Below are 12,728 nucleotides of genomic sequence, written 5' to 3' on the forward strand. Positions count from 1 at the left end.
TACAGACTCTGGGCCACGCCATGCCGCCGACATACCTCGCTGATGTTGGCACCGGGCATCATGCCCTCGAGCACGATGTTCATCTTCTCGTCCACAGTCCACTTACGTCCTGGCATCACAAACACCTCTACTTCATCTTAACCCATCCCTTCTGTCTGGGTTGACTCTGGGGCAAGTATATGGAGACACTCATCATCTATCACCATATGAGAGTTCGAGGTGTTCGATTGGTAGACGCGAAGATGTATCTTCAACCGCACGCCCTGACGTCGCGCGAGGCATCGTTACTCAATGTTGCGTCTGGAACACCAGTGTTTCTGTGGGAACGCTTGTCGTACACATCGGGCCGTGTACCGGTAGAGTTAGCACGCTTCATCATTCGAAGTGACATTCGGAGGTTCTATATTCAGTATTCGATTGACCGATAGCCCCTCATGTAACCGAGGTTGAACCATAAAAGGATCGATGGGGTATCGCATCGTTGGGATAGACCGGAGGGCAAATACTATCCTCCTACGCGATGAGATGGTGTCACGGATATGAAATGAGGGGGATAATGCACTTGGGTAGGAACATGATGGAGGGAGGACATGAAGATGTGGAAGCGAGCGGGGTTATGGGTAGGCGTATTGGCCATGTTGGCTGCCGTCGTAGGATGCGGCTCGTCAGGGGGGGCTGGGACTCCGTCAGGTAATCAGAGTGGCGGAAGCCAGGCTAGTGGGCAGCAGGTACTGGTGGTGGCGGGCTATGGTGGTTCCTTTCAAAACGGTCTTGAGAAATCGGTGATACCCGAATTTGAGCAACAATTCCACTGCAAAGTGACGTATATCGCCGGCGCGTCGACGGCGACTCTTGCGAAGCTTCAGGCCCAGAAGGCGAATCCCCAGATTGATGTTGCGCTCTTGGATGATGGTCCGCAGGCGCAGGCCAAGGAGCTTGGTCTTCTGGCACCACTAGATCCAGCCGTGGTGACAAACTTGGGCAGTGTGTACGACATCGCGAAGGACCCGGACAATGTCGGAGTGGGCATTGGCATCACCGCTACCGGAATTGCTTACAACACCAAGGTGTTTCAGGAAAATCACTGGCCGGCGCCTACCTCGTGGAAAGATCTGGCGAATCCGAAGTTTAAGGGCAAACTCGTCCTTCCGTCCATCGTAACCACATATGGTGTCCACATGCTTGTGATGGAAGCACGTGTAAATGGGGGTGGCGAGTCGAACATCGAACCTGGATTTTCCGCCATGAAGACCATCGCGCCGAGTTCCGTGACGTTTGACACGACGGCGGATGTATCCAACTACTTTTTGCAAGGGACGGCCGTCGCTTCCGTTTGGGGACAGGGCCGCGTGAACACGTTGAAGGCCCAGGGATTTCCGATTGAGTTTGTTTTTCCGAAAGAGGGAGCGGTGGCGCTGCTCGCCACGGGGAATGTCGTCAAGAACGCACCACATGAGAAGTTAGCTCAAGAATTTGTGAACTTCCTGCTCGACCCCAAGAACCAGTCTGTCATCGCGCAGAGCGTGTACATGGGCCCGACGAACAAGTCCACCACGCTCGATGACAAACTGTCGAAGATGGTAATCTACGGCCCCTCGGAAATCAATCAGTTGGTCAAGATGGATTGGAAGACCATCAATGCCAACCGGGCAGCCTGGACGGACCGGTGGAACAAAGAGATCGAGACTCAGCACTGAGCAACATTGTCTCCTTACGGTTTGAGTTGGGCTGTCTACGGAAAGGGAGACAAGGGAGGGAGGTATTGTGTCTCACCTGGTCCTCGAATCGCTCGAAAAGTCGTTCAATGGGCGCAAAATTATACACGGCGTCAGTCTCGCTGTGGAACGCGGAGAACTTATGTGTTTTCTAGGGCCGTCTGGTTGTGGGAAGACGACCATCCTGAATATGATTGCTGGCTTTCATTCCGTGGACGGCGGGGAGATTCGCCTGGCCGGGCGATCCATTGGTTCCCTTCCTCCGCACAAGCGGAACATGGGCATGGTGTTTCAAAACTATGCCCTGTTCCCCCATCTCACGGTGTACGAGAATATCGCGTTCGGCCTGCGGCTGAGAAGGCAGCCCAAAGCGGTGATTGAGGAGGAAGTGCGCAAGGTACTTCAACTCACGCGCTTGACCGGGTATGAACGTCACTACCCGCGGCAGTTGTCCGGCGGCCAGCAGCAGCGTGTCGCCATGGCGCGGGCGCTGGTGATCCGGCCGGATGTACTGTTGCTCGACGAGCCCTTCAGCAACCTCGATGCTAAGTTGCGCCAGGAGATGCGGGAAGAGGTTTTTGAGATCCAACGCGCGGTCGGCATCACGACCATTTTCGTCACTCACGATCAGGAGGAGGCCATGGCGATTTCGGATCGGATTGCGGTCATTCATCAGGGGGTCGTGGAGCAATTAGGTCCCCCGCGCGTGATATATGAACGCCCCGCGTCCGAATTTGTGGCCACCTTTATCGGAGAGGTGAACGCGATTAACGGGCGGTGTTCGGGGCGGGTGGAACATGGCCGAGTGCGGGTCGAGACGGTAACCGGACAAGTCTTCATCGGGATGTGTGATTCTTCGATTGATTCCGGAGTCGACGTGGTGCTGTATGTCCGTCCGGAGCGCATGCAGATCCATACACCGGGCACAAGCCTTGACAGCACTAGGCAGTCGCTGCCGGGCCGGATCGAACGCGTGACCTTTCTGGGTGCGCGCAGCCGGTACGGCGTGCGGACGGAACTCGGGTGGTTTACCGTGGAAACGGTGGAGCGGCAAACCGGGCTCACAGTAGGTGAGGAAGCCGTGGTGTCGTGGCATCCGGATCAGGCGTTCGTGGTGAGGCGGAGGTCTCAGCTGGAACCGGAGCGGGAGCCCCTTTCGAATCGGGTGGTCGGAGCCAGAAGGGGTGTGGATGTTGGTATATAAACGAACCTATACCTGGACGACCGGCGGATTGCTCGTGTTACCGGCGATCCTAGTATTTACACTGTTCTTTGTCATCCCACTGTTGCACGTCTTGCTGACAAGCCTGCACAACTACAGTCAGACATCGGGCGTCGGCGATCGCTGGACGACGCAGAATTATGCTAAATTTTTGCGTGATCCGTACTATCTTGGAGTGTTGTGGCGAACCATCCGCATCAGTCTCGTGACCACCGTCGTAACCCTGATCTTAGGATATCCATTGGCAATGGTGCTGGCTGCCACCAAGGGCCGCACGCGCAGTTGGCTCATCTTGTTTCTGCTTGCGCCGTTGCTGGTCAGCATGGTGATTCGGGCGTATGGGTGGGTGATTTTGCTCGGAACCCAAGGGCCGGTGGCAAATCTGTTCCACGTGCTCGGTCTGCGCACACCCACTATGCTGTACACCGAATTCGCTATAGACCTTGGCATGGTGCACGTCTTCCTAGCTTATATGGTACTGCCGATTCTCGGGAGCCTCGAAAACGTCGATGCCGCCATTGTCCGAGCCGCCGCGAACCTGGGGGCAGGGAAGTGGTACACGTTTCGGCGCGTCCTGCTGCCGCTGACGCTGCCCGGTGTCTCCGCAGGCGCTGTGATGGTGTTTAGCCTGACCGCGAGTTCATTTGTGACACCGTCGATTCTCGGCGGTCCGCGCGTACCCGTCATGTCCGAGCTGGCCTACGACCAAGTGGTGTCGGTGATGAATTGGCCATATGGGTCGGCAATCGGCTGCATTCTAATCGTGGTCACCATGCTTCTGTTGCTCATTTATGCTGGCGTTCTGAGAGGGCGCAGAGGGCGCACAGAAGGGACGGTGACATCGTGGTGAGTGGCAGGCGTGTGTTGAGCATGGTGTACGCCGTAGTAGTCTATCTCTTTCTGTTAGCACCCATCCTAGTGATTCTACTGTCATCGCTCACGACGACAAATTACATCGTATTTCCGCCGAGGGGCTTGACCTTGCGTTGGTACGGGGAGCTGTTCGCTCACCATCCCGAGTTCATTTCGTCCTTGTGGCTTAGCATCGCGGTTGCCGTGGGTACAGCGGTCGGATGCACCGTTTTCGGCACACTGGCCGCCCTGGCGCTTCATCGTTATCCTGTTCCCGGAAAGGGAATATGGAACGCGCTATTTGCGTCTCCGTTGCTGATCCCCTCCGTTGTTCTTGGTATCGCCTTGTTGCAGTGGTATTCGACGCTTGGGATTGCCGCGAGTTCCTGGTCGCTTATCATTGGCCACTTCATCATCGCCTTTCCGTACGTCGTTCGGTTAGTGATGGCCCGGCTTCAAGAATTCCAAAGCAGTCACGTAGAGCGGGCCGCCGCGAACCTTGGTGCCTCCCCTGTTCAGGTCTTCTGGAAGGTCACGCTTCCACTCATTCGGTCGGGGATGATGGCGGGCGCTGTTTTCGCCTTCGTTACGTCGTTTGACGACTTGACCGTTGCACTCTTCGTCGTGAGTACGGATGTGCAGACGCTTCCGGTGCGGCTGTTCAATTATATGCAGTACAACTATGATCCGGTTGTCACTGCCATCTCCTCGGTCATGGTCCTCCTTAGCCTCGTGATGATGATTGCCATGGAACGTGTGATTGGCATTGGTCAAGCGTTCGGTGTATCCAAAACCCACACAACAAAGCGGGGGACAGTTCATGCACATTGAAACCCACCCGATTCTCTCAGATTTGCACAAGACACCGGTAACCTTTACGTATGATGGGCATGCCGTCACGGCCTACGAAGGTCAGACGCTGGCTGGTGCCCTGATGGCGGCCGGGGTTTGGACACTCGGCACCAGCCGCAGTAAGGGTGAAGCCCGCGGCGTGTTCTGTGCCGGTGGCTGGTGCGGGAACTGCTTGGTGACGGTCAACGGGTGGTCACGCGTTAAGGCGTGTGCCATCCTGGTGAAGCAGGGCATGTCTGTTCAGGCTCAGCTTGGCGATCCGTCGGTGCCCAGGGCCTCCAGCGACCGTCCGTACGGTGGAGAGGGGGTATGACCATGGCAATAAGGAACCCATCTGTTGACGTTGCCGTGGTGGGGGGTGGCATCGCAGGCTTGGCAGCTGCGAAGGAGGCGGCTCAATCCGGATTGCGGGTTGCCTTGTTTGAGGAGATGCCGGTGCTCGGTGGACGCGCAGCCTGCCGGACCGAATGGGTTATTGGGCCGGAGGGCCCCGTGCGGTTGTACGAATGGGTGTCGCGATTAACACATGAGGTTAAGTCATTCGGGTGCGAGGTCTACGTTAACACTCCTGTAATTGAAGTAACTTCCGGTCGTTTGGTAGCTATTCCCCATGGATGTGTCTGCGAGCTGGAAGCCACGACCATTGTCGTGGCGACAGGGGCACGGGCGCAGTCGCTTCCGTTTCCCGGTTGGTCAAGGCCAGGGGTCATGACTGGGGATGCCGTACGGAGCCTCATCGTGCGGGATAGAGTCCTGCCGGGAAGTCGGGTTGTCATAGTGGGGCTGACGGATGAGGCGCTGTGGACGGCGCGTGAATTGCTACTGGCCGGTGCCCAGTGGGTTACTTTAGTAGGAGCAGATCACCCCGCCGAGGAGGTCGCGGGTGTTCGTGTGGCTCTTGATGTGTATCTGGCCGGGTTAGCCGAACGGTCCGGAGAACGAACGGGGATTGAGGGTTCAGGATCGGAGGTCTTGCTGAACTCACTTCATGAGATTCCGCCGCGCTTGTACGTGCGCCCTGATTGGGTGATCAAGGCTGCGCACGGTCAACCTAATGTTCGAGAGGTAATGGTGGTTCACCGCGAAGATGGTGCGACTGAGACGGTCCCGTGTGATTTGGTGGTCGTGTGTCACGCTCATTCTCCAGCGCTCGAGGTCCTACAACTGGCCGGTGTGCAATTCGTCTATGCCCTGCCTCTCGGGGGGTGGACGCCCGTTTATGGGCCTGACATGCAGACCACGATCCCAGGGATTTACGCTGCCGGGGGCGCCGCGGGTGCGGATACACCTATGGCGGAGTACTATACAGGACGCATCGCGGGTGAGAGTGTTGCATCAGCGGCTACGACTGGCGGCCACAGGAAGGTGCCTATGTGGCATAGTGTCGCTGAGGTGTCAACTCCTGCTCGACGGGACGCCCGAACGACATTGTTCCAAGCTTTCACTACCAATCAAGGGATCCAAGGGAACGCCTGGAGCAGGGACGGCTGGTCGGGTGTGGGGCGAGCTCATGTACATCGGACCACAGTTCGCCAAGTCGAGAGCTGGACGGTCTTGTGCCGATGCGAAGACATTAACGTGGACGATGTTCGGATGTGTGTGCAGCAGGGTGCGAGATCGCCGGACGATGTCAAGCGTATGACCCGGTGCGGCATGGGGGTGTGCCAGTGGCGGGAGTGTCGGACGCTAGTGTTGGAACAGATGTCTGCCCTACTGAATACCCCTGTAGACGCCATCCCGCTGCCAAACGTTCGATTTCCGCTCCGGCCCGTCTTGCTGGGAGCGTTGGCTGATTCAGAGGAGGGCGATGGGATTGTCCGATCGGTGTTGAGCGAGGTGGAAGAGCATGAATGAGCGGGAGCGTCAGGCAATAGTCTGTCTGGACCAACATGGGTCGAACGTGCCCGGAGATGCGGACACAGTGATCATCGGTGCGGGCGTGGTTGGTAACACCATCGCGTTTCACCTTGCCGAGCGTGGGCATGATGTAATGGTGATCGACAAAAACTATCCGCTCTCTGGCACCTCCGGATCGACCCAGGCCTGGGTTTGGGTGCACACGAAGACGCCGGCGTCATATGCCGAATTCAGCATGCTCAGTGCCGAGCTGTACCCGCACCTCAAGCGGCGCATCGGGGACGTGGAGTACCAGCGCACGGGCGGTATATCGCCAATTTTTAATGCGGCCGACATGGAGCGCGCCAAGCGGTTGATAGAGACTCATACGGCTCGGGGGATTCGCATTCAACTCTTAAGCCGTGACGAGGTCCTGGACAAGGAACCGAATCTGTCGCCGCACATCATAGGCGCTACGTATAGCCCCATCGACGGAAACGTCAATCCCTTGCGGCTGGTCGATTCATACCGTCGAGCTGCCCTAAAACATGGGGCGCGTTATAGTTTTTACAATCCAGTATTGGCCATCGAGGAGGGCCAGGGAGGCTTCCGCATTTCGACGGAACGGGGTGTGATTTCGTGCAAGCGACTGGTATTGGCGGCTGGCCCTTGGTCAGAACAAATCGGACGCATGGTTGGCATACACATTCCCGTACGCCCGGTGAGGGGCCAGATACTTGTCACGGAACCGCTGCAACCTCTACTGAGGTACACCATGAGCGGATTGCGGCAAACACAAAACGGCGAGATGCTGATTGGTTACTCCAAAGAGGAAGTCGGGTTTGACCGTCGCACGACGCTACATGTGATTCGTCAGACCGCAAGCATGGCGGTACGATATGTCCCTGCATTGGAAAATGTCCAACTTGTACGTGCATTTTCGGGGCTACGGGCAATGCCTAAAGACGAACTGCCGATTCTTGGCTCCATCCCGGGACACCCCGGCTTGTACGTGGCGGCCATGCACAGCGGCTATACCCTCTCACCCTTGGTGGGGACGTTGATGGCTGAACTTATCTTAGATGGGGAAACATCTATCTCGATCCATGAGTACAGTATAACTCGATTTGCATGAACAACGAGGGCTCGTATCCGAGCCCTTATTCGTTGAATGATATATTGATTCACATACATATCAAGACCCGCAAGGAGCGCTGATCAAAGTGGGACCTCAGTGGTAGTGCCCCTTCGGGCAACCTTTATCTTCTTTTTCTCTCGTAGGAAGCGAGCGTTCCGCTGGTGTTTATTGCGCCAGCAAATATATGCCCAAATTGAGTCAGCACGTGCCTTGTGGTCTTCATGGTTGCTGCCACTCAGCACAAACTTGCGCAGCGGGCCGAAATGGCAATCAATCCGTTTCAGCCACGATGCGTGCGTCGGGGTGTAGACCAATTCCACATTGTTTTCGGCCGCCCAGTTCCGGACACGCTCATGTTTTGCGGTGAAAAATTGTCCAGAACGATGTACAGCCGCGTAGTACGGGAAGTTGGCCATCCGGAGTCTAGTGTGCATGTAACGGTTGTATCGTTCTTCCTGCTCGGTCTCCAACAGCCTGTGCAGGAACTCGGCATATGTCGCCTGGTGACCCGCTGCCCACTCCACACAGGCGGGCAACACCGCCGCGGCTCGCTTTAGTCCCAGCTCCAACAACTGCTCCTCAGCCTTGGCCAGAACCAACGCCTCGCTCATTGCACCTGACCTCCTATCGCAATCAGCTCGTACACAGACAGCTCCCGTTGTTCAACGTCCGGCCCAATTTACACTCCTGGTACCTTGCCTCGCTCGGCATGGGATGTCCCAACCGGGATGCCCTTGAAGTGCTAAGGGTTGGTGGAGACCTGGTGCCTGCCAGAGAGGACTCGGTGTTCGGCGATGACTTGCCCTCCGTATTCAATTTGCAGGCTACCCGACTCAAACTCCCTGACCAGGACCGTGTGGCCCACATACCGCCACGGAACGGTGTACATGTTCGTGTTCCACGAGATACGCCAATCACTCATGACCTTGCGCATGTCAGCGTACGCCAGCGTGTACCGGCTCTTGGGCAGAGGCTGTAGTTTTTCGGCCTGAAACCGCACCAGCGGTTGCTCCCGCGTCGTGCCGTGGATGCGAACATTGGCCACCGTATCCCGCCATGTGTTTGTCAAGCGAAAAGTTGACCACTTTGCTAATCGAAAAGTTGACCACCCCTGGCGTAGCGAGTCTGGTGCCTGGCGGAGGCCTGACATCCTCGTTACAGCTGGGCTGCGGCTCGTCTTTGGCTCTCTCGGAACCGGTAGGATTCGCCTTCAAATAGCAGGATGTGGGAGTGGTGGGTCAGTCGGTCGAGGAGTGCTGTCGTCAGCGTCGCGTCGTGGAACACGTCCGTCCATTTTGCGAACTCCAGGTTCGTCGTGATGAGGATGCTGCCCTTCTCGTAACGCTCGGCGCAGAACTGAAACAGCAGTGGCCCGCCTTGAGTTAAGGACACATACCCCAACTCGTCCAAGCAGACCAAGTCGTACTTGTCCCACGTCCGAAGGTATCTGGGCAGTCGGTACTCTGACTCTGCCTGTAAGAGCTCCTGGACCAGCTGCATGACGGTGATGAACCGCACTCTGTAGCCCGCTGAGATGGCGGCCAGCCCGATGGCTATCGCAATGTGCGTCTTGCCCGTTCCGCTAGCGCCCATGCAGATCACGTTTTCCTTGGCCCGAATGAAGTCTCCTCCCGCTAGGTGCACAATCCGCTGCTTCTGCAGCGTCGGAATCGCGGTGAAATCGAACTCCTGCAGGGTCTTGTGGGCAGGAAACCGCGCCTGCTGGGTGTAGGTCTGCAGCCGACTGGCCTTCCTCGACTCAATCTCCTCGGCGAGGCAGGCGGCAAGGTACTGGACGGGGGAGTGGCTGTGCACTCCCGCCTCCCTTGCCAGCGCCGCGTACGCCTTGCGTAAGCCCGGCATCTTCAACTCCTTGCAGTAGATCTCCACCATGGCCGCGTGTACGTCGTCAGACATCAGTGGACCACCCCTTTCGTCAGTGCGTCGTATCTGGACGGATTGGGCTGCGCGAGGCGATACATTTGCAGACTGTCTGGCACGATGCCCGCGGATTCCGGTGAGGTGTGAAGAAGATGCCGCTTGATCTGGTCGGCTGTGACGACATCCGGCCCAATTTCCTCAATCGCTCGCAGAATGTCCTCCGCTCGCCAGACCTGGTGCAGCATGAGGATGGCTACGAAGTCCTTGTATCCATCCGGTCTGCTGTTCGCCATCCGGACCCGGATGCGTTGGTACACCTCCGGTAACTGCCGTACGACCGCCGCGTGCGTGGCGGCATGTGGTTTGTAAGCCAAAACCGGCAGATAGTGTCCGAGGTCCATGATGGTCTGTTGACGCTCGTGGCTCCTGGGGTGACTGGCCACCACCCGTTCCCTGTCGAGCACCTCAATCCGCTCGGCATACACCCTCAGCAGCAGCGTCTTGCCCACGTATATGCTGGGGACGGAGTAGCGGTTGTGGTCAAAGCTGACGAGACACAGCTTGTTCACCGTGACGGGCCGTGTGGTAGCGCAACAGTGAGGGCGCTCCGGCAGCGCACGCAGCCCCGCCCGCTCTTGCTCCCAAGCGGACCACCGTTTGCCACGCTCTTTCTCGCACCACTGAAGAATCAGGTCGTTCAGGGCATCCAGGTCGGCTACGTCAGGAACGGGAACACACGTATGACGGCGGACGTAACCAACGCCGTTTTCTACGCTGCCTTTTTCGTGTGGTTCACCGGGGCGGCAGAATTCGCTGTCGAAAAGGTAGTGGGCACGCAGGTTGGACAGCAGCACGTGCTCCTCGCGGGCGGGGCCGGCCAGGATCTTGGTGACCGCGGTCTTGGGGTTGTCGTAGCGAACACTGCGCGGCACGCCGCCGAACCATTCGAACGCGCGGCGGTGACCCTCGAGGAACGCTTCGATCTTCTCCGTAGAGAAGGCACAGGCAAAGATGACGCCGCTGTACCGCAACCGCATGACGAACAGGCTGATCTCCGTCTTCTTGCCGTTTATCTTCACAACGACTCGCCCAAAGTCGGCCTGTGCCAGCTCACCGGCGTCAGAAGTCAGCGGGATATACACCTCCTGCCTGCGTTTCCTCAGCCTGCTTACCCAGTACCGGACGGTGGATTCAGCCGCGGTGAACTCCTCGCCGTACTCCTCCTGCAGCCGATCGTAAATTCTTGAGGACACATACCGCTGTTTCTTGGGGGCTCCCGCCTTCTCCTCCTCCTTAAGCCAGGACTCGACGACGGGGATCCATCGTTCCATAGCCGGGCGGGAGCGGGGTTTGGTCAATCGATACTTGGGGATATCAGCGTCGGCCAGTATCTTGCGTACTGTTTGTCGCGACACTTGGCATTGCCGGCTGATTTTACGTATCGACCACCCGTCCACATAGTACCGCTTTCTGATATACTCCTTGTCGACCATCTCGAGCACATTCCTTTCCTCCTGTCCCCCCAGAGTTCGGACCAAACTCCAGGGTACAGGAAAGAGGTGCCGGGGTGGTCAACTTTTTGGTTGTCAATGTACCCCCACGTGGTCAACTTTTACGTTAGCAAACACACGCCAGACGGCGGCCTGCCGGTTCAGGTCGTCCAGGTCCGCGAACGATACCGGCCAGAAGCTGGACCGGATATACCCGATGGGCCGCTCAATCTTTCCCTTGGTGCGGCTCCGGTAGGGTTTACAAGCCTTGGGCAAGAATCCGTAGTATTGGGCGAAGTCCATGTACGCGGGCTGCCAGTCCACATGACCATGACCATCGTTGGCCACGACAAGCGGGGAGCAGTTGTCGCTAAGAATTACTTTTGAAGAACTCGAGCGCGTTCCGGAGCGCGTGGAGGATATGCAGTTGGTCCGCCGCTTTGATAAACTCGAGGTAGAGCATGCGGGAGTAGGCGAGTACCATGGCAAAGCACCATACCTTTCGCCGATGGCCCTGCGGGTCCAGGTGGGGGAATGCGCCCAGGTCAATTTGCGCTTGTTCCCCCGGAGCCGTCTCAAACCGCACGGTTGCCTTGGCAGAGACAACCGGTCGGAGAGGGTGCATGAACTCGCGCAGCACGGTGATGCCACCGGTATATCCCTGCTCCCGGATCTCACGAAAGATTCGCTCCGCATTGAGGACGCCAATACGCATACGCTGCTCCACGTAGGCTTTGTACGGCTCCAGCTTGTGCCCCTTCACCCTCCGGCCATGCGACTTCACTACACCCTCCTCCTGCTGCTGCCGGGGTTCACTTACAGCCTGACGAATGGTTTTGCGGTCGTGGCCGAATCTTCTGGCCAGTTCCGAGATGCTGACGCCCCCCATACAGCTTCCTGATTTCCATCTTCTCACTCTCCCTCATCATCGGCACCTCCCCTGGAGTGAAGGCAGGTGCCATAATTCGACACAGGGGTGGGGAATTCATCCCGATGATTTTGAGGAATTTACGCCGGTGATTTTTTGAGGAATTTACGCCGGTGATTTTGGGGAACTCTTATCCGCTGCTATTGGGGAGTTTACATCCGATGTTGACACGGGCCGCTACCATGCTGGTTCACTATGCTCACCTTTGCACACGATATTGATGATTAAAATGCATCAACTATATCCGTCTAAATGTTGACTACAGACTGTTTCGAATGATAAAATTCGAACAAGAATCAGTACATTAACGGCACTTTGTTAAGGTCGCTTCAGTCATCAAGCATATCAAGATAGTTAAAGCATTAGCTATGCATTGTTCTATATTGTTCTGCTTGAGGTGTACAAATGGCATTGAATCGCTTTGTGAAAGCGCTCTATTGAAAGCGCCTTATTGTCCGTCGAATTTCATGAAGAATACGGGGGCGGTGAAATGTCGAAGGTCTTGGTGAGAACCCAGTTTGGATTAGTGGAGGGTGAACGACAAGGGGGGGTTAGTGTTTGGAAAGGCATACCTTATGCAGCCCCGCCCACTAATTCTCTCAGATTTTGTGCACCACAAAGACCGGAACCTTGGGCGGGTGTGAGGCTAGCGAAGAAATTCGGCCCAGCATCTTTGCAATTTGAAAGTCCATCGATGAAATTTCTGGGCGACTGACTCGGTTAAAGTCTCAAGTAGTGGTGTAAAATCCGTCGTTCACAATTGACGACGAAGCCACCGTGCGTGTCTACTAGAAAGTGACGCAACCAACTAGTA

The 12,728-nt window shown here is 56.8% G+C and carries 16 protein-coding genes; 9 read left to right on the forward strand and 7 right to left on the reverse strand.

Translation table 11 applies throughout. The features are described from left to right. The coding region (locus BM357_RS20795) for a transposase (protein ID WP_139234767.1) at positions 1-116 on the reverse strand (116 nt) is incomplete at its 3' end. A 90-nt stretch (positions 117-206) separates the two neighbouring features. On the opposite strand from BM357_RS20795, the gene BM357_RS20800 reads away from it, so the two are divergent. The 8 genes from BM357_RS20800 to BM357_RS17485 all read left to right on the forward strand — a co-directional run bounded on the left by BM357_RS20800 (position 207) and on the right by BM357_RS17485 (position 7,612). Beyond that, entirely contained in the window at positions 207-428 is a 222-nt protein-coding gene (locus BM357_RS20800) for a UTRA domain-containing protein (RefSeq protein ID WP_425426567.1), read from the forward strand. 162 nt (positions 429-590) lie between these two features. Next, positions 591-1,697, forward strand: a complete 1,107-nt coding sequence (locus BM357_RS17455; RefSeq protein WP_245784072.1) for an ABC transporter substrate-binding protein — start codon at positions 591-593, stop codon at positions 1,695-1,697. 67 nt (positions 1,698-1,764) lie between these two features. After that, on the forward strand, positions 1,765-2,919 hold the full coding sequence (locus BM357_RS17460; protein WP_074956525.1) for an ABC transporter ATP-binding protein: 1,155 nt from the start codon (positions 1,765-1,767) through the stop codon (positions 2,917-2,919). After that, positions 2,906-3,787: an ABC transporter permease gene (locus tag BM357_RS17465; RefSeq protein WP_074956527.1), complete on the forward strand. Its 882-nt coding sequence runs from the start codon at positions 2,906-2,908 to the stop codon at positions 3,785-3,787. The genes BM357_RS17460 and BM357_RS17465 overlap by 14 nt, the downstream gene beginning before the upstream one ends. A gap of 131 nt (positions 3,788-3,918) precedes the next feature. Continuing rightward, on the forward strand, positions 3,919-4,620 hold the full coding sequence (locus tag BM357_RS17470) for an ABC transporter permease (RefSeq protein ID WP_245784073.1): 702 nt from the start codon (positions 3,919-3,921) through the stop codon (positions 4,618-4,620). Then, positions 4,610-4,954: a (2Fe-2S)-binding protein gene (locus tag BM357_RS17475; RefSeq protein ID WP_074956529.1), complete on the forward strand. Its 345-nt coding sequence runs from the start codon at positions 4,610-4,612 to the stop codon at positions 4,952-4,954. The genes BM357_RS17470 and BM357_RS17475 overlap by 11 nt, the downstream gene beginning before the upstream one ends. Before the next feature lie 2 nt (positions 4,955-4,956). Continuing rightward, positions 4,957-6,495 carry an FAD-dependent oxidoreductase gene (locus BM357_RS20805; RefSeq protein ID WP_074956531.1) on the forward strand — a complete coding sequence of 513 codons (1,539 nt, stop codon included), beginning with the start codon at positions 4,957-4,959 and terminating at the stop codon, positions 6,493-6,495. Continuing rightward, entirely contained in the window at positions 6,488-7,612 is a 1,125-nt protein-coding gene (locus BM357_RS17485) for an NAD(P)/FAD-dependent oxidoreductase (protein ID WP_083430652.1), read from the forward strand. Before BM357_RS20805 ends, BM357_RS17485 begins: the two co-directional genes overlap by 8 nt. An 83-nt stretch (positions 7,613-7,695) precedes the next feature. On the opposite strand, the gene BM357_RS20380 is transcribed toward BM357_RS17485, so the two are convergent. The 6 genes from BM357_RS20380 to BM357_RS20390 all read right to left on the reverse strand — a co-directional run bounded on the left by BM357_RS20380 (position 7,696) and on the right by BM357_RS20390 (position 11,875). Continuing rightward, entirely contained in the window at positions 7,696-8,226 is a 531-nt protein-coding gene (locus BM357_RS20380) for an ATP-binding protein (RefSeq protein ID WP_245784074.1), read from the reverse strand. 131 nt (positions 8,227-8,357) lie between these two features. Continuing rightward, the gene (locus tag BM357_RS17495; protein ID WP_245784075.1) at positions 8,358-8,660 is read right to left on the reverse strand and encodes a Mu transposase domain-containing protein; all 303 of its coding nucleotides are present in this window, start codon (positions 8,658-8,660) and stop codon (positions 8,358-8,360) included. A gap of 110 nt (positions 8,661-8,770) precedes the next feature. Beyond that, positions 8,771-9,532, reverse strand: coding sequence for an IS21-like element helper ATPase IstB (gene istB / locus BM357_RS17500; RefSeq protein ID WP_074956533.1), 762 nt, complete (start codon positions 9,530-9,532; stop codon positions 8,771-8,773). Then, entirely contained in the window at positions 9,532-10,989 is a 1,458-nt protein-coding gene (istA, locus tag BM357_RS17505) for an IS21 family transposase (RefSeq protein ID WP_245784078.1), read from the reverse strand. Before istA ends, istB begins: the two co-directional genes overlap by 1 nt. A gap of 93 nt (positions 10,990-11,082) precedes the next feature. Continuing rightward, positions 11,083-11,310, reverse strand: a complete 228-nt coding sequence (locus BM357_RS20385) for a hypothetical protein (RefSeq protein ID WP_245784076.1) — start codon at positions 11,308-11,310, stop codon at positions 11,083-11,085. A gap of 46 nt (positions 11,311-11,356) precedes the next feature. Next, a complete protein-coding gene (locus tag BM357_RS20390) occupies positions 11,357-11,875 on the reverse strand; it encodes a hypothetical protein (RefSeq protein ID WP_245784077.1) in 519 nt (172 codons plus the stop codon). A 529-nt stretch (positions 11,876-12,404) separates the two neighbouring features. Between BM357_RS20390 and BM357_RS20810 the strand changes: the two genes are divergently transcribed. Continuing rightward, the gene (locus tag BM357_RS20810) at positions 12,405-12,629 is read left to right on the forward strand and encodes a carboxylesterase family protein (protein WP_083430653.1); all 225 of its coding nucleotides are present in this window, start codon (positions 12,405-12,407) and stop codon (positions 12,627-12,629) included. Positions 12,630-12,728 lie beyond the last annotated feature (99 nt).

The sequence above is a fragment of the Paenalicyclobacillus macrosporangiidus genome, from assembly GCF_900116805.1.
Taxonomy (GTDB): domain Bacteria; phylum Bacillota; class Bacilli; order Alicyclobacillales; family Alicyclobacillaceae; genus Alicyclobacillus_H; species Alicyclobacillus_H macrosporangiidus.

Bases quoted from the DNA above. Each gene is read 5' to 3' on its own strand.
- BM357_RS20800 (WP_425426567.1), top strand. From the start codon at position 207: ATGAGAGTTCGAGGTGTTCGATTGGTAGACGCGAAGATGTATCTTCAA.
- BM357_RS17455 (WP_245784072.1), top strand. From the start codon at position 591: ATGAAGATGTGGAAGCGAGCGGGGTTATGGGTAGGCGTATTGGCCATG.
- BM357_RS17465 (WP_074956527.1), top strand. From the start codon at position 2,906: ATGTTGGTATATAAACGAACCTATACCTGGACGACCGGCGGATTGCTC.
- BM357_RS17475 (WP_074956529.1), top strand. From the start codon at position 4,610: ATGCACATTGAAACCCACCCGATTCTCTCAGATTTGCACAAGACACCG.
- BM357_RS20805 (WP_074956531.1), top strand. From the start codon at position 4,957: ATGGCAATAAGGAACCCATCTGTTGACGTTGCCGTGGTGGGGGGTGGC.
- BM357_RS17485 (WP_083430652.1), top strand. From the start codon at position 6,488: ATGAATGAGCGGGAGCGTCAGGCAATAGTCTGTCTGGACCAACATGGG.
- BM357_RS20380 (WP_245784074.1), bottom strand. From the start codon at position 8,226: ATGAGCGAGGCGTTGGTTCTGGCCAAGGCTGAGGAGCAGTTGTTGGAG.
- istB (WP_074956533.1), bottom strand. From the start codon at position 9,532: ATGTCTGACGACGTACACGCGGCCATGGTGGAGATCTACTGCAAGGAG.
- istA (WP_245784078.1), bottom strand. From the start codon at position 10,989: ATGGTCGACAAGGAGTATATCAGAAAGCGGTACTATGTGGACGGGTGG.
- BM357_RS20390 (WP_245784077.1), bottom strand. From the start codon at position 11,875: ATGGGGGGCGTCAGCATCTCGGAACTGGCCAGAAGATTCGGCCACGAC.
- BM357_RS20810 (WP_083430653.1), top strand. From the start codon at position 12,405: ATGTCGAAGGTCTTGGTGAGAACCCAGTTTGGATTAGTGGAGGGTGAA.